General features: G+C 63.3%; 14 protein-coding genes. 11 read left to right on the top strand and 3 right to left on the bottom strand.

The annotated features are described in order from the left end of the window. Positions 1–62: 62 nt before the first annotated feature. Positions 63–680, bottom strand: a complete 618-nt coding sequence (locus tag GA0061105_RS14545; protein ID WP_092751018.1) for a flavodoxin family protein — start codon at positions 678–680, stop codon at positions 63–65. A gap of 122 nt (positions 681–802) precedes the next feature. On the opposite strand from GA0061105_RS14545, the gene GA0061105_RS14540 reads away from it, so the two are divergent. From GA0061105_RS14540 to GA0061105_RS14520, 5 genes are all read left to right on the top strand, one after another. After that, complete coding sequence (locus tag GA0061105_RS14540) at positions 803–2764, top strand: ABC transporter ATP-binding protein (protein WP_208601654.1); 1962 nt, start codon at positions 803–805, stop codon at positions 2762–2764. Positions 2765–3013: 249 nt separating this feature from the next. Then, positions 3014–4912: an ABC transporter ATP-binding protein gene (locus tag GA0061105_RS14535; protein WP_092751016.1), complete on the top strand. Its 1899-nt coding sequence runs from the start codon at positions 3014–3016 to the stop codon at positions 4910–4912. Between the two features lie 104 nt (positions 4913–5016). Continuing rightward, on the top strand, positions 5017–5313 hold the full coding sequence (locus GA0061105_RS14530) for a hypothetical protein (protein ID WP_064695617.1): 297 nt from the start codon (positions 5017–5019) through the stop codon (positions 5311–5313). A 176-nt stretch (positions 5314–5489) separates the two neighbouring features. Next, a complete protein-coding gene (locus GA0061105_RS14525; protein WP_064695618.1) occupies positions 5490–6530 on the top strand; it encodes a LacI family DNA-binding transcriptional regulator in 1041 nt (346 codons plus the stop codon). A 79-nt stretch (positions 6531–6609) separates the two neighbouring features. Beyond that, positions 6610–7647: a LacI family DNA-binding transcriptional regulator gene (locus GA0061105_RS14520; protein WP_064695619.1), complete on the top strand. Its 1038-nt coding sequence runs from the start codon at positions 6610–6612 to the stop codon at positions 7645–7647. Between the two features lie 45 nt (positions 7648–7692). Here the strand turns inward: GA0061105_RS14520 and GA0061105_RS14515 are convergent, their stop codons facing one another. Beyond that, the gene (locus tag GA0061105_RS14515) at positions 7693–8892 is read right to left on the bottom strand and encodes a multidrug effflux MFS transporter (protein WP_092751014.1); all 1200 of its coding nucleotides are present in this window, start codon (positions 8890–8892) and stop codon (positions 7693–7695) included. Positions 8893–9103: 211 nt separating this feature from the next. On the opposite strand from GA0061105_RS14515, the gene GA0061105_RS14510 reads away from it, so the two are divergent. Continuing rightward, positions 9104–9841 (top strand): TetR/AcrR family transcriptional regulator, encoded by a 738-nt coding sequence (locus GA0061105_RS14510; protein WP_064695621.1) that lies wholly within the window; start codon positions 9104–9106, stop codon positions 9839–9841. A 12-nt stretch (positions 9842–9853) separates the two neighbouring features. Here the strand turns inward: GA0061105_RS14510 and GA0061105_RS14505 are convergent, their stop codons facing one another. Beyond that, complete coding sequence (locus tag GA0061105_RS14505; RefSeq protein ID WP_064695622.1) at positions 9854–10294, bottom strand: response regulator; 441 nt, start codon at positions 10292–10294, stop codon at positions 9854–9856. Positions 10295–10577: 283 nt separating this feature from the next. Here GA0061105_RS14505 and GA0061105_RS14500 point away from each other — a divergent pair, with 283 nt between their 5' ends. The 5 genes from GA0061105_RS14500 (at position 10578) to GA0061105_RS14480 (ending at position 24332) form a co-directional block, all read left to right on the top strand. Further along, positions 10578–11117, top strand: a complete 540-nt coding sequence (locus GA0061105_RS14500) for a L,D-transpeptidase family protein (RefSeq protein ID WP_092751012.1) — start codon at positions 10578–10580, stop codon at positions 11115–11117. 336 nt (positions 11118–11453) lie between these two features. Continuing rightward, positions 11454–16922, top strand: coding sequence for an alpha-2-macroglobulin family protein (locus GA0061105_RS14495; RefSeq protein WP_092751010.1), 5469 nt, complete (start codon positions 11454–11456; stop codon positions 16920–16922). Then, positions 16922–19003 carry a penicillin-binding protein 1C gene (gene pbpC / locus GA0061105_RS14490; protein ID WP_092751008.1) on the top strand — a complete coding sequence of 694 codons (2082 nt, stop codon included), beginning with the start codon at positions 16922–16924 and terminating at the stop codon, positions 19001–19003. Before GA0061105_RS14495 ends, pbpC begins: the two co-directional genes overlap by 1 nt. A 60-nt stretch (positions 19004–19063) precedes the next feature. Next, entirely contained in the window at positions 19064–21673 is a 2610-nt protein-coding gene (treY, locus tag GA0061105_RS14485; protein WP_092751007.1) for a malto-oligosyltrehalose synthase, read from the top strand. Between the two features lie 124 nt (positions 21674–21797). Further along, positions 21798–24332: a heavy metal translocating P-type ATPase gene (locus GA0061105_RS14480; protein ID WP_092751004.1), complete on the top strand. Its 2535-nt coding sequence runs from the start codon at positions 21798–21800 to the stop codon at positions 24330–24332. Positions 24333–24336 lie beyond the last annotated feature (4 nt).

Genomic DNA, 24336 nt, shown 5'->3' with positions numbered 1-24336 from the left:
TTATTGCGCCTTGTTCTAAACCGTTGGTGAGATTGTAGATTTGACCGCCGCCAGCGCCCGCTTCAGCCGCCCTCGCCCGGATATTGCTTCGCCTTCAGCAGGCCCGCCAGATGTGCCGTATTGCGCGCCAGCATGTCGACGGCTTTCGTCACGACCTTCGGCACCTTGTCGAGATCGACGAAATTGGTGGAGCCCATCGCCTCTCCGACCCAATAGGCGACAGCGTTTGCCGGAATAGTGAAGCCGACATCGTTCAGCGCCTGGTAGAGTTCGGCCGACACATGGTGGGCACCGTCCTCGTTGCCGACGACGGCGACGGCCGCGACTCTGCCGTAAGAGACCATACGGCCCTGATCGTCCGTCTCATCGAGGAAGGCGTCCATACGCTCGAGCGCTCGCTTGCAGACGCTGGACGGCTGGCCGAGCCAGATCGGCGTCGCCATCAACAGGATATCGGCTGCGAGCAGCTTGGCGCGAATATCGGGCCAATCGTCGCCGGCGCCTTCGTCCGATGTGACGCCCGGCTTGACGTTGAAATCGGCAAGGCGGAGCACCTCAGTCACAATGCCATATTCTGACATCGCCTTGTCGATGAGAGCGACCATCCGGTCGGTCGAAGACGGATCCTTGGAATCAGCGGTCTTCAGCGTCGCGTTGAGAGCAAGGGCTTTCAGCGGCATCGGTCTCTCCGCAGCAGTTGCCTGAAGGGGTTTGATGCTGCAACCCATCCGCGCGGCGATTGTTCCCGCGGGGGGATGCGAGACGGGCTCACGTAAAAATAACCAGTTAGTGAATTCTTTACTTGAACCCCCGGTCGGAATCGGCAAAAATGACCCTGCTATCAATCCCTTCATGGATTTGCCGTCTTTTCGGGCCAGCGTCCGAGCACCACATCTATTGGAAAAATACCGTGAGCAGCGAAGCGTCAACACGCGCGACGAAGCCTTCGGCTTCGATGGCCCTTGCAACTGCGGCAGGCTGGGGCCGAGGCCTCTACACACTGGTGCGCATCACCGTGATGGCCTTCCGCCACCCCTGGCAGGCCGGCTTTGCAATCGGCGCCACGCTCATCGCCTCCACCTTCCAGCTGATGATCCCCCGTCTTCTCGGCCAGGCCGTCGACCACACGCAGCTGGCGATAGGCGGCGGCGTGGCGGGCCAGGCAGCGCAGGACGCGCTTCTGACCACGGCGCTGCTCCTGCTCGGGGCCAGCGTGTTGCGCGGTCTCTTCACCATGGTGCAGAACTACTACAGCGAATCCGTCGGCCACCACATGGGCTACGAGCTGCGTCTGGCCTGCTACGAGAAGATCCAGCGCCTGTCCTTCAGCTTTCATGACACGGTTCATTCCGGCGATCTGATCACCGTCGGCCTGCTCGATCTCGAAGGCGTGCGCATGTATTTTTCGACGGCGCTGGTCCGCATGATCCTGCTGTCGATCCTGATCGGCATCGGCGCCTATATGCTGCTGTCGACCGATGTCGTGCTCGGCTTGCTGGCGCTCTCCTTCGTGCCTTTCGTCGGCTGGCGTTCCTCGGCAACGCAGCTCAGGCTGCGCGCCACCTGGCTCGACCTGCAGGAACGGCTGTCGGTGCTGACCCGCATCATGGAGGAGAATCTCGGCGGCATCCGTGTCGTGCGCGCCTTTGCCGCGCAGGAGCACGAACTGTCGAAATTCGAGGCGGCCTCGAAGAACGCACTGGCGCTCGCGCATCAACGCGTCGGCATCCGTGTCGTCAACACCAGCGCCATGACCTTCTCCTTTTTCGCGGCGATGGGGCTCGTGCTCTGGGTCGGCGGCGGCAAGGTGATGTCGGGCGAGATCACCGTCGGCACGCTCGCCTCGTTCCTGACCTTCATGACCATCCTGCAGATGCCGGTGCGCCAGCTCGGCCTGATGGTCAATGCCTTTGCCCGCGCTTCCACCTGCGGCACGCGGCTCTTTAATCTGCTCGACCTCGACATCGCGATTAAGGACGCGCCGGATGCCAGGAAGCTCGATGTAACGGAGGGCGTGCTGCGCTTCGAGAATGTCAGCTTCGCCTATCCCGGCTCGGAAAAACGCACCATACTCCACGATGTCTCGTTCGAAGCCAGGCGCGGCCAGACCATCGGCATCGTCGGCCCACCCGGCAGCGGCAAGTCGACCATCGCCCATCTGATCCCGCGCTTTTACGATGTGACGGGCGGCAGGATCACCATCGACGGCCAGGACATCCGCAAGGCGACGCTGCAGTCGCTGCGCCGGGCGGTTGCGGTCGTCCAGCAGGATTCATTCCTTTTCACGACGACGATCGAGAACAACATCGCCTATGGCGATCCCTGGGCGAAGGAAAGCCGCATCGAACGCGCCAGCGAAAGCGCTCAGCTGCACAATTACGTGCTCGGCCTTCCCACCGGCTACGGCACCGTCGTCGGCGAACGCGGCGTTTCGCTGTCCGGCGGTCAGCGGCAGCGCCTTTCGATCGCCAGGGCGCTGATGCTGAAGCCGGCGGTGATGGTGTTCGACGATTCGACGGCGGCAATCGACGCGGCCACCGAGCAGCGCATTCGCAGCGCCATGCGCCGCTATGCCGCCGACCGCGTGACGATCATCGTGGCCCATCGCCTGAGCTCGCTGATGCATGCCGATTTGATCCTGTTCGTCGAAGACGGAAGGATCGTCGAGCGCGGCACGCATCAGGCGCTGCTTTCGCTCGGCGGACGCTACAAGGCGCTCTACGACCTGCAGGTGCGGCCGGGCGACGAGGTGCTGAGCGCGTAACTCCCTCTTCTCCCCACTGGGGAGAAGTGCCGAGCAAAGCGAGGCGATGAGGGGCGAGGAGCGACAGCGACGAATGCCCTGAGTGGAAGCGACAGGCAAACGGGCGTGCCGTGCGGCCCTCATTCGCCCTTCGGGCCACCGACCGGGGTCGAGCCGGTGGGTCTCTACCCGTCCTTCCCACCCCCGCCGGGGTGAAGGAGAGACGCAATGAAAGTGCGAGCCACCTGTGTTGGCCGCAGGAGGAATGTGATGGCCGAGGAACTGGAAACCGAACGTCCCGACATTCGCGAGGATGGACGCCGTCCGCCGCGGGCGGTGGTCGGTTCGCATCGCGTCGAAGAGGAAATGTTTGGCAAGGCCTTCGACGGCAACATCGTCAAGCGCATCTGGGCTTTCGTTCATCCCTATCGCCGTCAGGTCGCCTGGGCAGTCGTCGCCGTCCTGATCTTCACGACGATGCAATTGCTGATCCCGCTGATCATCCGTTACGCCATCGACCACGGCATGTCGCCGGGCGGCAATCACTCGGCGCTGATCGGGGCGATCGCCGCCTTCACCATCGCCATCCTGATCAACTATGCGGCAAGCTATGCCCAGGAGACGCTGGTCGGCAACGTCGCGGAAGAGGTGCTCTTCGACATCCGCAAGGCGATGTTTTCGCATCTCCAGCGCGTCTCGCTCTCCTTCATGGACAAGACCGAAGTGGGGCGGCTGATGTCGCGCCTGCAGGGCGACGTCAACTCGATGCAGGAATTCCTCGAAACCTCGGTGCTATCAGTCGGTGACATCGTGCTGCTTTTCGGCATCGTCTTCGTGATGCTCTATCTCGATTTCAAGCTGGGGCTGCTGACGCTTTCGGTGCTGCCGGTGCTGTTCATCGTCCGGCTGTTCTGGCTGCCGCTCGCACGCAAGTCGTTCATGGCCGCGCACGAGACCAATTCGGTTGCGAACGGCGCGCTCGCCGAAGCCATCCACGGCGTGCGCGCCGTTCAGAGCATGGATCGGCAGGGCGTCAACTTCACCCTCTACGACGACAAGGCGCATGCCAACCTCAAGACCCATCTGACGGCGGCGCGTTATGCCCAGGTGATGGTGCCGATCGTCGACAGCCTGACCGGCGTGGCGATGGCCCTCGTCATCGTCGTCGGCGGCGCACGCGTTCTCAACCAGGCGCTCGACGTTGGCGTGCTTGTCGCCTTCCTCTTCTATATCCAGCGTTTCTTCGACCCGATCCGTTCGCTGACTTTGCAATATTCGGTGATGCAGCGCGCCATGGCGTCGGGCCAGCGGCTGACCGAAGTGCTCGACGTTCCTGTCGACATCAAGGACTCGCCCGACGCCAAGACCCTGTCGCGCGACATGGACGGCTCGGTGGAATTCAGAGATGTCGTCTTCGGCTACAATCCGAAGCATCCGGTGCTGAAACATGTGAACTTCAAGGTCAATCCCGGCGAGACGGTCGCGCTTGTGGGTCCGACGGGATCGGGCAAATCGAGCTGCATGTCGCTCATCCATCGCTTCTACGACGTGCAGCAGGGCCAGGTGCTGGTCGGTGGCCACGACGTCAGGGAATTAACCCAGGATTCGCTCGGAGCTGAGATCGCGATGGTGCTGCAGGAGCCCTTCCTGTTTACCGGCACCGTCTTCGAAAACATCCGCTACCACAAGGTGGAGGCGACGCGCGAACAGGTGATCGAGGCGGCTAAAGCCGTCGGCGCGCACGATTTCGTCATGCGATTGCCCGATGGCTACGACAGCGTTCTCGGCGAACGCGGCGGCAATCTTTCGCTCGGCCAGCGCCAGCTTTTGAGCTTTGCCCGCGCGCTTGTGGCGGATGCAAAGATCCTGGTGCTCGACGAGGCGACCGCCAATATCGACAGCTATACCGAGATGCTGATTCAAAAGGCACTGGTGAAGCTGCTCGAAAACCGCACCGGCCTCGTCATCGCCCATCGCCTGGCAACGATCCGCGAAGCCGACCGGATCATCGTGCTGCAGAACGGCGAGATCATCGAAAGCGGCGACCACCGCCAGCTGATGAAGAACGGCAAGCTCTATTCCAGGCTTTATAACCTCAACTACGCTTCTTTCGACGATATACCCGAGGATGTGCTGGAAGAGACCACTGCAGCGGAATCGGCGACCTGATCGGGTATGACTTGCGTTAACGCATGTCGCAAAGTTTGAACGAACAAACGCCTTGCTGCCGCATTTGCCTTTTATCCGGGGCAAGTGCCACTGAGGAGATTATTATGAAGAGAATTATTAGCAGCCTGTTGATCGCGACGGCCCTTGTTGGATCGGCTATTCAGCCTGCTGCCGCGCGTGACCGTCATCATGATGACACCGGTCGAATCATTGCAGGCGGCGTTGCCGCGGGTGTCGTTGGCGGTCTGATCGGCGGCGCGATCGCCAATGGCGGTCCTCGTTACATCGATGAGGGCCCTCGTTATGTCGAGCCGGCGCCGAGATGCTGGTATGAGGACCGCGACGTGCGCAACCGTTATGACGGCGGCTATCATGTCGAGACGGTCCGCGTCTGCGAATAGTTCCTGAAGTTTTGCGGCGGCATCGGTTTTATCGCCGCCGGTTTGCCTTCAACCGAGGTTGCGTCCCGCAGCCTCGGTTTTTTGTGCGGCATGCCGACGACAGCACCATCGCAAAAAATTCCGCCCGCCCCGCCGCCTGTCATCTGGCTGTCAGAGACAATCAATAGCTGACAGCCATGAATGATGGTCCCATAAACGGCGGCAAGACGCCGAAAAAAGAGCGTATGCGTTTCGTCAGCGCCGAACAGGTGGCGCAACTGGCGGGCGTTTCGCGCTCGGCCGTCTCGCGCACCTTTACGCCAGGCGCGAGCGTTGCGCCTGCAACGCGTGAAAAGGTGCTGCGGGCGGCTGACGAACTCGGCTACCACGTCAATGACCTGGCGCGCGGTGTGCTTGCCAATCAGAGCCGCCTCGTCGGCATCGTCGCCACACGGCCGGAAGTGGGTTTTCGCGCGCATCTGGCCGCCGCCCTTGCCAAAGCGCTGATCCGGCGCGGCAGCATTCCGATTCTCATCAACACCGGCCAAACGGAAGACGAATTGCTCGCCGCCCAGAAGATGCTGATCGGCCATCGGGCCGAGGCGATCATCATCCTGTCCGGCTCGCCGCCAGCCAGTTTCCTCGAACTCGCCCACCGAAACGGCCAGCCGCTCGTCGTCATCGGCCGCTCAGAGCCAGACGCCGATCATGTCCGCGCCGGCAACTCCGAAGCTTCGCGCAGGGCAGCGACGGCCTTCTACGAGAGCGGTAGGCGGCGGCTGGCGGTGATCGGCTCCAACTCGAGAACGCCTGCGATCGTCGAGCGCGAAAACGCTTTCCTTTCGACGGCGCAGGCGTTCGGCGCATCCGTCGTCGTCGCACGCGGCGGCGATTCCGATTATGAGGGCGGCGTCGCCGCCGGCCGCGCGCTTTTCTCGGAGAGAACAAAACCTGACGCCGTCTTCTGCGCCAACGACCTGATCGCCTTCGGACTGATGGATGTCGCGCGCCAGGAAGCGCGGTTGCGCATCCCGGAGGATATCGCCGTCATCGGCTTCGACGACGTTCCGGAATCCTCCTGGCTGAGCTACCAGCTAACCACCTTCCGCCAGGACCCTCTGACCATGGCGCAACGCGCCGTCGAGCTGATGGAGCGGCGGCTTGAAAATCCTGACGCGCCGCCGGCTCATGAACGTGTCATCCCGGAACTCGTCATCCGCGAGAGCTTCAAGCCATAAGCCCTTCCGACTTTTCGCAGGCGCCATCCTGTGGCAAGAAAGGACAAATGCGATCCGATCGGGAGGAAAATCGTCGGAGATGAAGGGAATTCGCCAGCTCGCCGAGCACCTCGACATTTCGATCGGGACCGTGTCCCGGGCGCTGAACGGCAAGCCTGACGTTAATGAAGACACGCGCCGGCGCGTGCTCGCCGCTGCCGAAGAGCTCGGCTACGTTGCCAACCAGTCGGGCCGCAGCCTCCGCCAGGGCATGACCAACGTCATCGGGCTGATGCTCGAGGTCAGCCGCGAGACGGTCGAAAACAGCGACGACTTCTTCCTCGGCGTCACCGACGGGCTGCAGAGCGTCTTCTCCCGCCACAAGCTCGACCTGGTCATGCTGCCCTGCCCCGATGACGAGGATCCGCACGAATATCTGAAGCGCATGGTGGCGCGCCGGCTCGTCGACGCAATGATCATCTCGGCGACACGGCGCACCGACCGGCGCATCGAGCTCCTGGAAAAGGCCCGCATTCCCTTCGTGGCGCTCGGCCGCAGCGCATCTGGCGGCAGCTATACCTGGATGGATCTCGACTTCGAGGGCGTGGCGGCGCGCGGCGTCGACCGGCTCGTTGCCAAAGGCCACCGGCGGATCGCCGTGGCCGCCCCCTCCTCCGACATCAACCTCGGCTACATCTTTCTCGACGCTTACCGGCAGGCGCTGAAACGGCACGGCATTCCTTTCGACCCGGCGCTGGTCATTCGCGTCAAGTCGAGCGAACAGGGCGGTTATCAGGCCGGTCACGAACTGCTGATGATCGAAGAGCGGCCGACCGCAATCATCCTGATCCACGAACTGATGGCGATCGGCCTTTACCGCAGGCTGGCCGAGGCGGGCATCGTGCCCGGCCGCGACCTTGCCGTCGTCGGGTTCCGCGAGGAGCCGCGCACCCATTTCCTGCAGCCGTCGCTGACGTCCTTCCGCATGTCGCTGCGCGATCTCGGCGCCCAGCTCGGCGAAACCCTGCTCGCCACCATGCCAGCCTATGCCGATCATTATCCGCAGGGCGCCCGCAACAGGATCTGGCCGCTGGAGCTCGTTCCCGGCGAAAGCGACGCCTTTACGCTGACGAGCTGAGCCCGTCACCTAGGCAAGATTCTGCCGGCTGCGGCCTGTTTCCGGCTATTCGGCGGCAGCGACGGCGGCGCGGCGGCCGATTGTTGCCTGGGTCAGCACGAAGGCCGAGAAAGCGCAAAGCGCGATGCCGGCGGCCATCGGAACGGCGGTGCCGTCGAAGAACAGGCTCGATATGACCATGGCGACGGCGGCGATGACGAAATGCAGCGTTCCCATCAGCGACGAGGCGGTGCCGGCGATCGCGCCGTGATCCTCGAGGGCAAGCACCGCACTCGTCGGAATGACGAGGCCGAGGAAGCCATAGCCGATGAACAGGAAGGTCGCCATGACCGGAAGCTGGTTGAAGCCTGAAGCCATCACCACCGCCATGACGATCATGGCCAGCGCAAAGGCGCTGACGGCAATCCGCATGACGCGCACCAGGCCGAAACGCTCCCCAAGCCAGCCGGTCGCCTGCGACACCGCGAAGAAGGAGACGGCGTTGATCGAGAAGGCAAAGCTGTATTCGGTCGGCGTCAGCCCATAGTGCTGGATCAGCACGAAGGGCGAGTTGGCGAGATAGACGAGAAAGCTCGAAATGCCGAGACCGCCGATGAAGGTCAGCGTCAGGAAATTGCGGTCGGCGAGCAGCAGGCGATAGGCCTTCATGGCGCTGCCGAGGCCGCTGCCGCTGCGCTCCCCGGCGGACCGGGTTTCTTCGAGCTGTGTGGCGAGCAGCACGAGGCCGATTGCGGCAGCGATCGTCACGGCCCAGAACACACCGCGCCAGCCTGAAAATTCGATGACGGCGCTGCCGGTCAGCGGCGCCAGGATCGGCGAAATCGAGAAGACCAGCATCAGCAGCGACATCAGCCGCGCGGCTTGGACGCCGGTGTGCATGTCACGGACGATGGCGCGCGGAATGACCATGCCGGCGGCGCCGCCGATGCCCTGGACGAAACGGAAGGCGATCAGCGTTTCGATATCCGTCGAAAGGGCGCAGCCGATCGAAGCGACGGCGAAGAGGCCGATGCCGAGATAGAGCGGCAGCTTGCGGCCCCACATGTCCGACAGCGGCCCATAGACGAGCTGGGCGAGCGCAAAGGAAATGAAGAAGGCGAGAAGGGTGAGCTGAGTGACGCTGTTATCGGCATGCAGGTCCTGGCCGATGGAGGGCAACGCAGGCAGATACATGTCGATGGCAAAGGGGCCGATGGCCGACAAAAGGCCGAGAATAAGGGCAATGCGAAAGAAGGAAGCCGTCATAATGCTGATCTTTCATAAAAGCGCAGCGGAGGCGCCGGATGTTCGCTCCGCCGCATGGCGCATCGTGCTTTCCGAAAATCGATCCGATTTCGCGCCGATGCGCTGGGTTCAATGATGATCGTTCGCGCGGAGACGAAGTGCGAGCTCATATCTCCAGCGGCGGAACCAGGAGTGTCAATAAACTTGGACACGCCTGTAAAATTAGACGCCATTGTCTAACTCGTCAAGACGTCTTATCTTTGCTCTCATGAAAGATCGCATGACACCGCCGGGGATGACGGGGCATACGCAACGTGGACAATGCGCCAAGCGTATGTCGATCCTCGACGCCGCCGCCGATGTCTTCTGCCGCCAGGGTTTTGCGGCCGCCAGCATCGACGAGATCGCCGCTGTCGCCTGTGTCTCCCGTCAGACGATCTACAATCACTATCGTGAAAAGGAGACGCTGTTCGTCGCCGTCGTTGAGGACGTGATGAATCGTGCCAACGCCATGCTCTTCTCGGTGCTGTCGACCTTCCCTGACGGCGCCGATGATCTGGAAGACGGATTGACGGGTTTTGCCGTTCGCCTCAACAAGAACTGCATCTGCAATCATGATGGAAAATTCCTGCGCAAGCTGGTGCAGACCGAGGGCGAGCGATATCCGCACCTCTTCGAAGGCTGGCGGCAGCAGGGGCCGGGCAAGCTGACCACCGCGCTTTCGGCGCTTCTCGCGCGCCTTGCCCACAACCAAGTGCTTGTCATCGACGATTTCGACGTCGCTGCCCGGCAGTTCGTGGCGCTTGCCAATGCCGACCTGCAGATGATGACCCTGTTTGGCGGCACACCCACCAATGAAGAACTGGAGAAGGCGGCGCGCAATGCCGTGCGCACCTTTCTCAAGGCGTATGGCACCCCGAAAGCCGAAAAGGCGGGCGGAGAGCCGCAGCTTGCGACCATATCCGGCTGATCGCCCTCACAATCAAGTGAAGACCGTCATCTGCGCCGGCACGACCGCGAACATACCGACGCGGCGCGCGGCAAGATATTTCACCAGCTGTTCGACAACCGAGGGCATCACCGGCTTCTGAACGACGCCGACCGCGCCCTTGACGCCGTCGGCGACGGTCTCTGGATTGCCGGTCATGAAGACGACGGCGATACCATGTTCTTCCGCCAGGCGCCTGCCGAGCTCGGGCCCGGTCGGGCCATCGGCGAGATTGACGTCGACGAAGGCGATATCGGCCAATGGCGCCAGCCGCAACGCCTGTTCCCGGTCATTGGCAAGGCCGGCGACCTGCATGCCAATGCCTTCCACCGTCGCGCCGAGATCAAGCGCGATGAGGAACTCGTCTTCAACGATCAATACTCTCTGCTTCATGAGATCATCTCGTTGCCAGCGCCGCACGACATTGGTGGCCATGATACGTCCTCTCGTTACGCACATACTCCGAAAGAAGGAGCCGCTCCGGCAGCCTGTCCCTGCCAAAACTCATTGTCGTAACGGCGAACCGGCTGATATGTTCCGTGATGAAACGCCAATTTTTTCATTTAAGATATTGTTAACGTTGATAAATCCTTAACGGGCAGCCGGCAAAGCGAAAACCCGCCGCGTGAACGTGTTGAAATTCAACCCCCTACTTCTGGATGCGAGCGGGCAATGATACGATCGGATTATTCCATCTGCCTGGCGATCGAGGATCCCATTGCGAACCAAACTTATCGTTCTGGCCATCGTGGCCGTCAGCCTCTTCGCCTATACGAAAGTGATGGCCAGGATCGGCCCGGGCTCGCCGCCACCGGATGCACCGCCGGAGCAACGGGCCGACCTCATTCGCGTTTATAAATCGGAACGCCGCATGGTCCTTCTCAGAGGCGATGCCCCGATCTCGACCTATCAAATTTCGCTTGGAAGTGCTGCCGATGCTGGTCCCAAGCAACGCGAAGGCGACGAGAAAACACCGGAAGGGCGTTACCAGATAGACTGGCGCAATCTGAAATCCGTGGCCCATCTCAGCCTGCATATCTCCTATCCGAACGCCAAAGAGCAGAGCGAGGCGGAAGCCAATGGCTTTCCGCCCGGCGGCAGCATCATGATCCACGGGCTGCCCAATGGCTGGGGTCTGCTCGGAGGGCTCCATCGACTGTGGGATTGGACGGATGGCTGTATTGCGGTGACCAACGCGGAAATGCGCGAGATCTGGGCCCGCGTTCCCGACCATACGCCGATCGACATCATGCCTTAGGATCAGCCGCCGGAACCGATGGGCTTAAATCAGTTGACGACCGCCTCCCCGGCGGCGCGGCCACGCCGCGCCGAGCAAGAACAGCAGCCGCGGCGAGGATCAAGGTATGGTTCCCCGCGGTTGGAAGAGATTGGTGTCGGTCTACCTCCTGTCGGTCGCGCAAATCCTTGCTCATCCTCGCAAAAGCCGCAAATCACAAGGCGGCCGCTCAGCGCCGATGTGACAACCAAATGAAAGCGTGTGTTTGAGGATGAAACAACGCTCAAGTTGAGTTGACAATCTCGTGAGGAGTGAGGAGAGTGCCGCCGATCAGAGCCAGCATTCCGGGGGGAACTTATGTCCGTGCGCTCGTTCTTTGCTTTCGCCACCGTCGCATTTTTCTCTGCAATTGCCGTCGGACTTCCAACTGCCGCTGCGGAGACCAAGCGCGACATCCAGACGATCAACGATGCCGACTTCTTCGGCTTCGATCTTCGCACCGAGCAGAATGTTTCGCTCGACCAGTGCAAGACCTCCTGCATCGGCGATAAGAGCTGCAAGGCCTTCACCTACAATCCCAAGGTGAAATGGTGCTTCCTGAAATCCGACTTCAAGACGATGAACGCCTTCCCCGGCGCTATCGCCGGCAAGATCGTCGAGACGGCAGCTCAGAAGGAACCGGATATCGGCGCTGCGCCGCGCCTGACCTTCCTCAGCAACGATCTCATAGAGCAGGCCCACGATTTCAAGGATAAACTTGCCCTGACCGACGGCCAGCAGGGCCAGAGCCTCGACAGCCTGACGGCCACCGCCCGTCTCGACATGACCGACAACAATCTGACCAATGCGCTGATCGCCTTCCATGGCGCCCTGTCGATAACGCCCGACGATGCCGATCTGTGGCTGGAAACAGCCCGCGCCGCCATTTCGTACGGCAGCACGGAAAGCAGTGTCACGGGGCAAGCGGTGCTCGACGCGCTGAACGGCTACGAGCTGACCCGCACCAAGGCCAAGCGCGCCGAAGCGCTCTCCGTCCTCGCCACCGCTCTCGAGCGAAACGCCAATTATCGCCCGGCGCTCGACGCCTATAAGGCGAGCCTGGCGCTGGTTGCCTCCGACGATGTGCAGACCGCCTACGTACAGCTCAGAGCGACGCAGGGCTTCCGCATCACCGAACATACGGTCGATGCCGACAGCGCCACGCCGCGGGCCTGCGCCACCTTCTCAGAGGCGCTGGTCAAGACCACCGACTACACGCCCTTCGTGACGCTGAACGGCGAGGCGCCGAAGGCGGTCGAAACCAAGAACAAGCAGATCTGCGTCGAGGGGCTGACGCACGGCCAGACCTACAAGATCACCTTCCGCACCGGCCTGCCGTCATCCGTCGACGAGGCGCTCGACGCGCCTGTCAGCATCGACGTCTACATCAAGGATCGCAGCCAGATGGTGCGTTTCACCGGCGACAGCTTCGTGCTGCCCTCGACGGCGCGCCGCGGCATCCCCATCGTCTCAGTCAACCTCGCCTCGGCCAATCTCAAACTCTACCGCATCGGCGATCGCGGCATCGCGTCCCTGCTGACGAACTCCCAGTTCCTGAGCCAGCTCGACGGCTACAGCGCCCAGAACATCCAGGACCAGAGCGGTGAACTCGTCTGGCAGGGTTCGATCGAAATCGCCAACGAGCTCAACAAGGACGTCGTCACCAGCTTCCCGGTCGACGAAGCGCTGCCCGAGCGCAAGCCCGGCATCTACGTCATGACTGCCACGGCAGGAACCGGCCCTTCGCAGGAATGGGATTCACAGGCGACGCAATGGTTCCTCGTCTCCGATATCGGCATTAGCACCTATGCCGGCACCGACGGGCTCAACGTCTTCACCCGCTCGCTCGCCTCGGCCAAGCCGATAGCAGGCGTCGAGCTGCAGCTGCTTGCCAAGAACAATGAGGTGCTCGGCACGGCGACCACCGACGAAAACGGCCGCGCCACCTTCACTGCCGGCCTGATCCGCGGCACGGCGGCGCTGACGCCCGCCGTCATCGCCGCCAAGAACGGCACGTCGGACTATGTTTTCCTCGACATGACGCGCGCCGGCTTCGACCTTTCCGACCGCGGCGTGACCGGCCGCGCCGCACCCGGCGCGATCGACGTGCTGACCTTTACCGAGCGCGGCATCTACCGCGCCGGCGAAACGGTGCATGCCCAGGCGCTTGCCCGCGACACCGACGGCAATGCCATCGAGAACCTGCCGCTGACCTTCATCTTCAGTCGGCCGGATGGCGTCGAACACCGCCGGATCGTCAGCCAGACCAGCAATCTCGGCGGTTACTCCGTCGATTTCGCCACCCAGGAAAACGCCATGCGCGGCACCTGGACGATGAACATCTACACCGATCCGAAAGGCAGCGCGATTGCCAGCAAGAGCTTCCTGGTCGATGATTTCGTGCCTGATCGCACCGACATGGAGATCAAGACCGACGCCAAGGAGATCGGCCCGGATACGCCAGCGAACATCACCATCTCAGGCAAATATCTCTACGGCGCTCCGGCCGCCGGCCTGACGCTCGAGGGCGACGTCGTCGTCAAGCCGACGCGTGAGAGCGCCGCCTATAAGGGCTTCTTCTTCGGGCTTGCCGACGAGGAGGCGAACGAGGATTCGCGCCTGCCGATCGACGGGCTGCCCGAACTCGACGAAAACGGCGAAGCGACGACCGACCTCACCGTCAGTGACCTGCCGGCAACGACGCAGCTGCTCAACGCCACCGTCTATATGCGCATGCAGGAAGCGGGCGGGCGTGCCATCGAGCGCTCGCTTGTCATTCCGGTGAAGAACGAGCGCGCTTCGATCGGCATCAAGCCGGAATTTTCCGACGAGCTGCCCGAGAATTCCATCGCCAACTTCACGGTAATCGGCGTTGACGCCGACGGACAGAAGCAGGAGAGCAAGGGCCTTCGCTGGAAATTCTACAGCCTCAACCGAGAATACCAATGGTATCGCGAAGGGACGGCCTGGAAATACGAGCCGGTCTATACTGCCGAGCAGATTTCCAACGGCAGCGTCGACGCGACGATGGATGGCGGCAAGATATCCGTGCCGGTGACCTGGGGCCGCTACCGCCTCGAAGTGGAAAGCCCTGACGCCGACGGCCCGACCTCCAGCGTGGAATTCGACGCCGGCTGGTTCGTCGCCTCGACGTCGACCGAAACGCCGGACGGCCTCGAGATCGCCCTCGACAAGGACAGCTACAAGATCGGCGAAACCGCCAAGCTGAAAATCACGTCGCGCTACGGCGGCGAACTGATGGTGACGGCCGGAACCGAAAAGCTCGTCGCCGTAGAGAACGCCACTGTCGGCGAGACCGGCGGCGAGATCGACATCCCGGTCACGGCGGACTGGGGTGCCGGCGCCTATGTCACGGCAACGCTCTTCCGCCCGGGCGACGCGCAGGACAGCCACATGCCGATGCGCTCGATCGGCATCAAGTGGCTGAAGGTCGATCCGGAACAGCGCGCGCTTGAGGTAAAGCTCGACACGCCGGAAAAGATGCTGCCGCGCGGACCGCTCGATATCGGCCTGCAGGTGACGGGTGCGGGCGCCAACGAGGATGCCTATGTGACGGTTGCCGCCGTCGATGTCGGAATTCTCAATCTGACGCGCTACGAACCGCCGAATCCGGAAGACTGGTATTTCGGCCAGCGCCAGCTGGGTCTCGAGATCCGCGACCTTTATGGCCGGCTGATCGACGGCTCTCTGGGCGCGACCGGCAAGCTCCGGACCGGCGGCGACGGCGGCGCGATTGCGCTGCAGGCAAGCCCGCCGACGCAGAAGCTCGTCGCCTTCTTCTCCGGCCCGGTCAAGCTCGACGCCGAGGGCAAGGCGAAGGTCACCTTCGATATTCCGCAGTTCAACGGCACGGCGCGCGTCATGGCGGTCGCCTGGTCGAAGACGGGTGTCGGCCACGGCGTCAAGGACGTCATCATCCGCGATCCCGTGGTGGTGACGGCGAGCCTGCCGAAATTCCTCGCACCCGGCGACAAGGCCAATCTGCGCCTCGACATCGCCAATACCGATGCGCCGGCCGGTGACTACAAGCTGCAGCTGACAGGCAATGACGCGGTCGGCATCGATGAAGCCTCCGCCGCGCAGACGATCCGCCTCGAGGCGGGCGCAAAGTCCGAGCTGACGCTTTCGCTGATCGGCAAACAGCCGGGCGTCGGCAGCGTCTCGATCAACCTGTCCGACGCCTCCGGCCTTTCGCTCGACCAGACCGTCGACGTGCCGGTGCGCCCCTCCTCACTGCCGATCACCCAACGCAGGGTGCTGGCGCTGAAGCCGGGCGCCAAGCTGACGGTGGACAAGAACCTGTTGGCCGACAGTGTGCTGCCCGGCGCCTCGATCAGCGTCAACGTCACGCGTTCGGCGGCCTTCGACATCCCGGCACTGCTGATGACGCTCGACCGTTACCCCTTCGGCTGCGCCGAGCAGACCACCAGCCGGGCGCTGCCGCTGCTCTATCTCGCGGAAGTCGCGAAGCAGGCCGGCATCGAAAACGACGACGACGTGCACAAGCGTGTGCAGGACGCGATCTATCGCGTGCTCTCCTACCAGGCCTCGGCCGGCAGTTTCGGCCTTTGGGGACCGGATTCGGGTGATGTCTGGCTCGATAGCTACGTCACCGATTTCCTGACGCGGGCCCGCGAAATGAAATATGACGTGCCGGAAAAGGCCTTCGTGCAGGCGCTCGAGAACCTGCAGAACACGCTCTCCTACACCACCGACATCAAGGGTCAGGGCGACCAGATCGCCTATGCCGTCTATGTTCTTGCCCGCAACAAGAAGGCCGCGATCAGCGATCTGCGCTATTACGCCGACACAATGATCAACGACTTCCCTACGCCGCTTGCCAAGGCGCACATCGCCGCCGCGCTGGCGCTCTATGGCGACGCCCAGCGTTCGAAGAACATTTTCATCGACGCGCTACAGATGTCGCAGCAGTCGATGGTGTCGCGCGTGAACCTGTCGCGCACCGACTACGGCACGATCCTGCGCGACGGTGCGGCGATCCTAGCGCTCGCCGCCGAAAGCCGGCCGGTGCCGCCCGTCATTCCGGATCTCGCCAAGGCCGTCGCCAAGGAATGGGGCCGCAGCAAATACAAGAGCACCCAGGAAGAGACCTGGATGCTGCTTGCCGCGCGCGCCATCCAGGGCGGCGATGACGGGCTGAAGGTCGATGTCAATGGCGCCGCCCATAGCGGCGCCTATATGGCACGCATGACCGGCGATGCGCTCGCCGGTCATGCGCTGACGCTGACCAACCAGACGAAGGAGGCGATCTCGGCTGTCGTCACCACCGTTGCCGCCCCCACCGTGCCGCTGCCGGCCGGCGGCGACGGCTTCCTCATCGAGCGCAGCTATTACACGCTCGACGGCGAACAGGCCAATGTCAGCGAGGCGAAGCAGAACGAGCGCTACGTGGTTGTCATCCACGTGCGCGAGACCAATGACTGGCCGTCGCGCATCGTCATCACCGACCTTCTGCCCGCCGGCTTCGAGATCGACAATCCGAACCTCGTCGACAGCGCCCAGATGACGAATTTCGACTGGATTGGGGAAATCTCCGCCGCCCATACGGAATTCCGTTACGACCGTTTTGTCGCCGCCTTCAACCGCGCACCGGGCGACGGTCGTGAATTCAATGTCGCCTATGTAGTGCGCGCCGTCACCCCCGGCACCTACGACCATCCGGCCGCGAGCGTCGAGGACATGTACAGGCCGGATCTCTCGGCCCGGACGGCGACCGGCAAGATGGAGGTCGTAGCAGCGCAATAATGAGGCTGTGGCACAAGTTCGCGATCGGGTCCGCCGCCGGCATCGTTCTCGCCGGCGCGGCTTTCCTCGCGCTCGACGCCGCCGACCGGGCTTTTCCGCCACCGCTCGACCAAGCGGATGTAGTTTCCCCTGAGGTGCTGGATGCCGATGGGAAGCTGCTGCGCGCCTTCGCAACGCCGGAAGGCCGCTGGCGGCTGAAGACTATGGTCGCCGACGTCGATCCGCAATTCCTGCGCATGCTTGTCGCCTACGAGGATCAGCGTTTCTACGATCATGGCGGCATCGATATCTGGGCGCTGGCGCGTGCCAGCCTGCAGTTCGTCCGCAACGGCCGCATCGTCTCTGGCGCCTCGACGCTCTCGATGCAGGTGGCGCGGCTGATCGAGCCGCGCGCGGAACGCTCGTTTTCCGCAAAACTTCGGCAGCTCGCCCGCGCAGTGCAGATCGAGCGGCGACTGTCGAAGGAGGAGATCCTCGACCTCTATCTCACCCATGCGCCCTATGGCGGCAACCTCGAGGGCGTGCGCGCCGCCAGCCTTGCCTATTTCGGCAAGGAGCCGCGCCGCCTGACGGTGGGCGAGGCTGCGCTGCTCGTCGCCCTGCCGCAATTGCCGGAACTTCGTCGGCCGGACCGCAATCTCAAGGCGGCGCAGGAGGCGCGCAAGCGCGTGCTCGACCGTGTCGCAGTGGCCGACGCCGTCGGCGACGGCGAGGCGGAACGGGCCGAAGCTGCCGCCATTCCACCCCGGCGCATGCAGCTGCCTGCCCTTGCCGCCCATCTCGCCGAAGCCGCCCGCCGCCGGCAGCCGGCCGCTCTCAAGCATCAGACGACGTTGCAGAAGCAGGTGCAGCAGGGGCTGGAATCGGTTGCGCGGGCAGCGACGACCAAACTCGGTCCGAAGCTTTCGCTTGCCATGGTGATGGCGGATGCGCAGACCGGCGCGATCGTCGGCGAAGTCGGCTCCGCCGATTATTTCGACGCCAGCCGCTCCGGCTGGATCGACATGACGGGCGTCCACCGATCGCCGGGCTCGACGCTGAAGCCCTTCATCTATGGGCTCGCCTTCGAGCAGGGGCTTGTCTCCCAGGAGACGATCATCGAAGACCGGCCGGCCGATTTCTTCGGCTACCGGCCACGCAATTTCGACATGAGCTATCAGGGCGATGTCACGGTGCGCGAGGCCTTGCAGCTCTCGTTGAATGTGCCGACCGTCAAGTTGCTCGACGCCGTCGGGCCGTCGCGGCTGCTGGTGCGCTTCCGCCGCGCCGAGGTACGCCCGGCCCTGCCGCCGAACGAGGCACCGGGACTGGCGATCGGTCTCGGCGGCGTCGGCATCACGCTGAAGGATCTGGTGCAGCTTTATACGGCGCTCGCCAATCGCGGCCAGCCGGCACGGCTCGGCGACGGCGTCACCGGCACACCGGGCAAACTCGACGGCGAACCGCTGCTGGACCCGGTCGCGGTCTGGAACGTCGCCGATATTCTCTCCGGCGTCATTCCCCCGGCCGGCGCGCCGCAGCGCGGCATCGCCTATAAGACCGGCACGAGCTACGGCTATCGCGACGCCTGGTCGGTCGGTTATGACGGGCGTTACGTGCTCGGCGTCTGGGTCGGACGGCCCGACAATAGCGCCGTGCCGGGCTTGACCGGCTATGGCACCGCAGCACCCATCCTGTTCGAGGCTTTCACCAAATCCGGCATCGCGACGACGCCCCTGCCCCGTGCGCCGGCGGGCGCCGTCCGCATTGTCCAGTCCGAACTGCCGATCAGCCAGCGCCGTTTTGCACTGAACGCCAGTGGCCTGCTCGTCGCCTCCGGCCGCGAGCCCGCGCCGCAGATCGTCTTTCCGCCCGAGGGCGCCCATATCGATCTCGGCGCAAAGGCGGGCGGCCTCTCGCCGCTGATGCTGAAGCTGCAGGGCGGCCGCGCGCCCTTCCGCTGGCTCGCCAACGGCAAGCCCTTGCCCGATCTTTCCCGCCGGCGCACCCAACAATGGCTGCCGGATGGCGGCGGCTATTCGAAACTGACCGTCATCGATTCAGCCGGACGCGCCGCAAGTGTGGGCGTCTTCATCGATTGAAGGAACCAAATTGGCCCGACAACCGTTGGAAAAGGTCTCCCTCCAACGTCAGACGGCCTCATGACACTTCCGACAGCGACCTACCGGATACAATTCCGCAACGGCATGACTTTCGATCATGCCTGCGACCTCGTTCCCTATCTCAAGACGCTCGGCATCAGCCACCTCTATGCATCACCGATCTTCACCGCCGTCAGCGGCTCGACCCATGGTTATGACGTCACTGACGCCAATGAGATCGATCCGGCGCTTGGCGGCCGCGCGGGCTTCGAGCGGCTGACCGAAAGCCTCGCCTCGGCCGGCATGGGTTTGATTCTCGACATCGTTCCGAACCATATGGCCGCTTCACCTGAGAACGCCTGGTGGCGGGATGTACTGGCCTTCGGTCCGCAGAGCGCCTATGCCAGCCATTTCGATGTCGACTGGAGCGAACCGCTGACCCTGCCGCAGCTCGGCCAGGATTTCGAAGAGGCGCTGGCTGCCGGCGAACTGCGCCTCGTCCTCGACGAGACGCATGGCAACTTCGCCTTGGCGTATTTTCAGACGCTGTTGCCCGTCAAACCCAGCAGCTACGGCGCGATCGCAAACCGGCTCGACGATCCGGTCGCAACGCGAATGGCAGAGGCCGCGGCCGTGACATCAGGCGAGAACCTCGCCCGCGCGCTGCGCGACATCCTCTTCGAGGGCGGCGATCGAGCGGTCCTTCGGGAGAAACTGAAGGATGTCTCGTCCGATCGCGATTTCCTGAGAAGCCTGCATGACGAGCAGCATTGGCGGCTAATTCATTGGAAGGAAGCGGCGCGGCATCTGAGTTACCGCCGCTTTTTCGAGGTGACCGGACTGGTCGGGACTCGCGCCGAGGATCCCTCGGTGTTCGCCGACATGCATCGGCTGGTGCTTGAGCTCGTGCGCCATGGCAAGGTGCAGGGCCTTCGCATCGACCACGTCGACGGCCTCGCCGAACCAAAGGCCTATCTCGACAGACTGAGGGCAGCGGTCGGGGCCGATCCCTACATCGTCGTCGAAAAGATCCTCGGGGCGGGCGAAGTCCTGCCGGAGAGCTGGCCGGTTGCGGGCACGACCGGATATGAGTTCATCGCCGCCCTCGGCGAGCTCTTCATTGACACCGGCGGCCTGCGGATATTGGACGATGCCTATCGCGGTCTCGCCGGCGAAGCGGGCGATCTCGAAAAGGGCCGGCGGCTTGCCAGGCAACAGATGGTCGAGCGGAATTTCGCCGGTGAGGCCGACAGGCTGGTGGCGATGGCGGCGGGCATATTTCCCGAACTCAACGGGGAAGAGTTAGCCACCGCCTTGCGCGAGCTGCTGATCGCATTCCCTGTCTACCGCACCTATGGTGACGGCGGGCCGCTCAGCTGGCAGGATTCGGCCGTCCTTGCCGCAACCGCATCGCAGGTCATGCCGCAACTCGACGACCGACGAGCGCTCGATCACGTGCTGAAGCTTCTCGAAGGCAAGATTGACGGTGATGCGGCCCATGAATTCCGCATCCGCTTCCAACAGCTGAGCGGGCCTGTCATGGCGAAGGCGATGGAGGATACGCTGTTCTACCGCTATAACAGGCTGCTTGCCGCAAACGAGGTCGGGAGCGAGCCGGGCAAGCTGCCCGAGGGCCCGGAGGGGTTCCATCGTCGTATGGCCGAGCGGGCGCGGCTGCAGCCGCACGGGCTTTCGGCAAGCGCCACGCACGACACCAAGCGCGGCGAGGATGCACGCGCGAGGCTCTATGTCTTGAGCGAGGGCGCCGATGTTTTTGCCCAGGCGGTGGTGCGTTGGCGTGAGATGAACCGGCCCTGGCTGAAGGATCTGCCGGATGGTGCGGCACCGGAGCCGAGTACCGAATGGATGCTTTATCAGGCGCTCGCCGGCGTCTGGCCGGAAGATTTCGACAGAGGACAGATGGAGGAGCTTCGCGCCCGGTTTACCGATTACGCGCTCAAGGCGGTGCGGGAGGCCAAACTGCGCAGCGCCTGGAACGAACAGAACGCCGCTTACGAGGATGCCGTCATGGCCTATGCGGCCGCGCTGATGTCGCCCGACAATGACGCCTTTCTTGAAGATTTCGAAATGGTGCTGCAGCCCTTCATCGCGGCGGGCTACGTGAACAGCCTGTCGCAGACACTGCTCAAGCTGACGGCGCCCGGTATTCCCGATATTTACCAGGGTACCGAGGGGTTCGATTTCAGCCTTGTCGATCCCGACAATCGCCGGCCGGTCGATCATGCCAGGCTGATGGCCTGGCTTGATGAAGCCGGACCGATCGCCAAGCTTCAGGCAGCCGCGCTGAAGCAGCGCATCGTCGCGATCGGCTTGCAGCTGCGCCAGCGGCAGCCCGTTCTCTTTGCCAAAGGTGATTATCTGCCATTGAAGACGACAGGAAGCCGGCGCGACCATGTCCTCGCTTTCGCGCGCGTGCACAACAACGAATTCGCCATCACTGTCGCCCCGCGGTTGATGTTCGGCTGGCTTGATCCCGGCGTGTTATTTGCCGGGCCGGAATTCTGGGAGGACACGACGATCGCGGTGCCCTCCCCTCTCCACGGGTTGAAGGCAGATCTCGTGACCGGAAAAACAATCGAGCCGGGCGGCAGCATTTCGGTGGCCGCACTGCTCGGGAGCCAGCCCCTCGGGCTGATCAGCGCGATCTGAGGATCGGGCGATACCGCCATTGCGCTTGCGAAAAAATCGACGCCGTCAAAATAGCACTTGACCTTCCAGTTGCTGGAAGGTGGATAAACCTCTCCAACTGCTCTTCGGGGCACAGGAGATAGTCATGGATACAAAGCACGAACACGACCACCGTCATCATCACAACCACGCCCACGGTGACGATCAATGCCATTGCGGCCATGATCATCACGATAAGGCCGCCGAAACCGTAGTCCGTGATCCTGTCTGCGGCATGACGGTCGATCCGAGCGCCGGCAAACCCTCGTTCGACCATATGTGCCGGCTTTATCATTTCTGCTCCGAGAGCTGCCGCACGAAGTTTGCCGCGCAGCCGCAGGATTACCTGACAGCGAAGGATCCGGTGTGCGGCATGGCCGTCGATCGCTCGGCGGCAAGATACTTCCTGAAATTCGAGGGCGAGAAATTCTACTTCTGCTCGGCCGCCTGCCAAACCAAATTCGAGGCCGACCCGTCGGCCTATCGCGGCGGCGCCCGTCCGGCGGCAAAACCGGCCCCGAAGGGTACGCTCTATACCTGCCCGATGCATCCGGAAGTCGTCAGCGACCGGCCCGGCGACTGCCCGAAATGCGGCATGGCGTTGGAGCCGATGGGCATTCCTCCAGCCGATGAAGGACCGAATCCAGAACTTGTCGATTTCGTCAGACGGCTTTGGGTCAGTGCCATCCTTGCCCTGCCGCTGCTGGCGCTCGGCATGGGGCCGATGCTCGGCCTGCCGCTTCGGGAAGCGATCGGCGAACCACGGGCGACTTACCTCGAGCTGCTGCTGGCAACCCCGGTCGTGTTGTGGGCCGCCCTGCCGTTCTTCCGACGCGCCTGGGCGTCTGTGGTCAACCGCAGCCCGAACATGTGGACGCTGATCGGTCTCGGCGTCGGCACCGCCTATGTCTACAGCGTCGTCGCCACGATTGCGCCCGGTATTTTCCCGATGAGCTTCCGCGGCCATGGCGCCACCGTGCCCGTTTATTTCGAGGCGGCCGCCGTCATCGTCGCCCTGGTCTTCGTCGGCCAGGTGCTGGAATTGAAGGCTCGCGAGCGTACCGGCTCGGCAATCCGTGCTCTGCTCGATCTTGCACCGAAGACGGCGCGGCGCATTGATGCCGATGGCATCGAGAATGACGTGCCGGTGGAGGAGATCCAGACCGGCGACCGTCTGCGCGTGCGCCCGGGCGAGCGCGTGCCGGTGGATGGTTCTGTCCTGGAGGGCCAGTCGACCGTCGACGAATCGATGATATCGGGCGAACCCCTGCCGGTCGAGAAGACGACGGGCGACGGCCTGACCGGCGGCACGATCAACAAAAACGGCTCCCTCGTCATGTCGGCCGAGAAGGTCGGCGCAGACACGGTGCTGTCGCGCATCGTCGACATGGTCGCCAAGGCGCAGCGTTCGCGGGCGCCGATTCAGGGCGCGGTCGACCGGGTGTCGGCTTTCTTTGTGCCAGCCGTCGTCGCCGTCGCCATCCTTGCCTTCATTGTCTGGGCCGCTATCGGACCGGAGCCGAGTCTGGCAAACGCGCTGCTTGCCGCAGTCGCCGTTCTGATCATCGCCTGCCCCTGCGCACTCGGCCTTGCAACGCCGATGTCGATCATGATCGCGAGCGGGCGCGGCGCGGGGGAAGGTGTGCTGATCAAGGACGCCGAAGCGCTGGAGCGCTTTTCCAAGGTCGACACGCTGATCGTCGACAAGACCGGCACGCTGACCGAAGGCAAGCCTGTGCTTACCGACATCGTCGCCGCCGGCGGCGTCCAGGAAGACCGGCTGCTGTCGCTGGCGGCGAGTCTGGAGCGCGGCTCGGAGCACCCGCTGGCCGAGGCGATCGTTTCCGGCGCCGAAGAGCGTGGCGCCGCCTTCGTGGAGGTGACCGGCTTCGAGGCGAAGACCGGCAAAGGCGTCCAGGGCCTTGCCGGCCGCACGACGGTGGCCCTCGGCAATGCTGCAATGCTTGCCGATCTCGGCGTCGATCCGTCGGCGCTGTCTGAGAAGACCGAAGCCCTGCGCGGCGATGGCAAGACGGTAATGTTCGTGACGCTCGACGGCAAGTTTGCCGGTCTCGTCGCCGTTGCCGACCGGATCAAGCCGACGACAGCGGCCGCCATCAAGGCACTGCACGAAAGCGGGCTGAAGATCATCATGGCGACTGGCGACAACGAGCGCACGGCACGGGCAGTGGCCAAAAGCCTCAGCATCGATGAGGTTCGCGCCGACGTGCTGCCGGAAGGCAAGAAGGCGCTGATCGAGGAATTGCGCGGCAAAGGTGCCGTCATCGCCATGGCCGGCGACGGCGTCAACGACGCCCCGGCACTTGCTACCGCCGATGTCGGCATCGCCATGGGCACCGGCGCCGATGTTGCGATGGAAAGCGCAGGCATTACCTTGGTGAAGGGCGACCTCAACGGGATCGTCAGGGCGCGGCGGCTGGCGGAGGCGACGATGGGCAATATCCGCCAGAATCTCGGTTTCGCCTTCGGCTACAATGCGCTCGGCGTTCCCGTCGCCGCCGGGCTCCTCTATCCGGTTTTCGGCTTGCTGCTCTCGCCGATGATCGCGGCGGCGGCAATGAGCCTCTCGTCAGTATCGGTGATCGCTAATGCGCTGAGACTGCGCTTTGCAAAATTATAGGAGA

This window comes from Rhizobium aethiopicum (assembly GCF_900094625.1).
Lineage (GTDB): Bacteria > Pseudomonadota > Alphaproteobacteria > Rhizobiales > Rhizobiaceae > Rhizobium > Rhizobium aethiopicum.
The sequence above is the reverse complement of the archived record's forward strand: the minus strand, read 5'-3'. Positions and strand labels throughout refer to the sequence as shown.

Excerpts from the sequence above, each read along its gene's own strand:
- GA0061105_RS14530 (WP_064695617.1), top strand. The coding sequence starts at position 5,017 with ATGAAGAGAATTATTAGCAGCCTGTTGATCGCGACGGCCCTTGTTGGA.
- treY (WP_092751007.1), top strand. The coding sequence starts at position 19,064 with ATGACACTTCCGACAGCGACCTACCGGATACAATTCCGCAACGGCATG.
- GA0061105_RS14525 (WP_064695618.1), top strand. The coding sequence starts at position 5,490 with ATGAATGATGGTCCCATAAACGGCGGCAAGACGCCGAAAAAAGAGCGT.
- GA0061105_RS14520 (WP_064695619.1), top strand. The coding sequence starts at position 6,610 with ATGAAGGGAATTCGCCAGCTCGCCGAGCACCTCGACATTTCGATCGGG.
- pbpC (WP_092751008.1), top strand. The coding sequence starts at position 16,922 with ATGAGGCTGTGGCACAAGTTCGCGATCGGGTCCGCCGCCGGCATCGTT.
- GA0061105_RS14480 (WP_092751004.1), top strand. The coding sequence starts at position 21,798 with ATGGATACAAAGCACGAACACGACCACCGTCATCATCACAACCACGCC.
- GA0061105_RS14535 (WP_092751016.1), top strand. The coding sequence starts at position 3,014 with ATGGCCGAGGAACTGGAAACCGAACGTCCCGACATTCGCGAGGATGGA.
- GA0061105_RS14545 (WP_092751018.1), bottom strand. The coding sequence starts at position 680 with ATGCCGCTGAAAGCCCTTGCTCTCAACGCGACGCTGAAGACCGCTGAT.
- GA0061105_RS14495 (WP_092751010.1), top strand. The coding sequence starts at position 11,454 with ATGTCCGTGCGCTCGTTCTTTGCTTTCGCCACCGTCGCATTTTTCTCT.
- GA0061105_RS14515 (WP_092751014.1), bottom strand. The coding sequence starts at position 8,892 with ATGACGGCTTCCTTCTTTCGCATTGCCCTTATTCTCGGCCTTTTGTCG.
- GA0061105_RS14505 (WP_064695622.1), bottom strand. The coding sequence starts at position 10,294 with ATGGCCACCAATGTCGTGCGGCGCTGGCAACGAGATGATCTCATGAAG.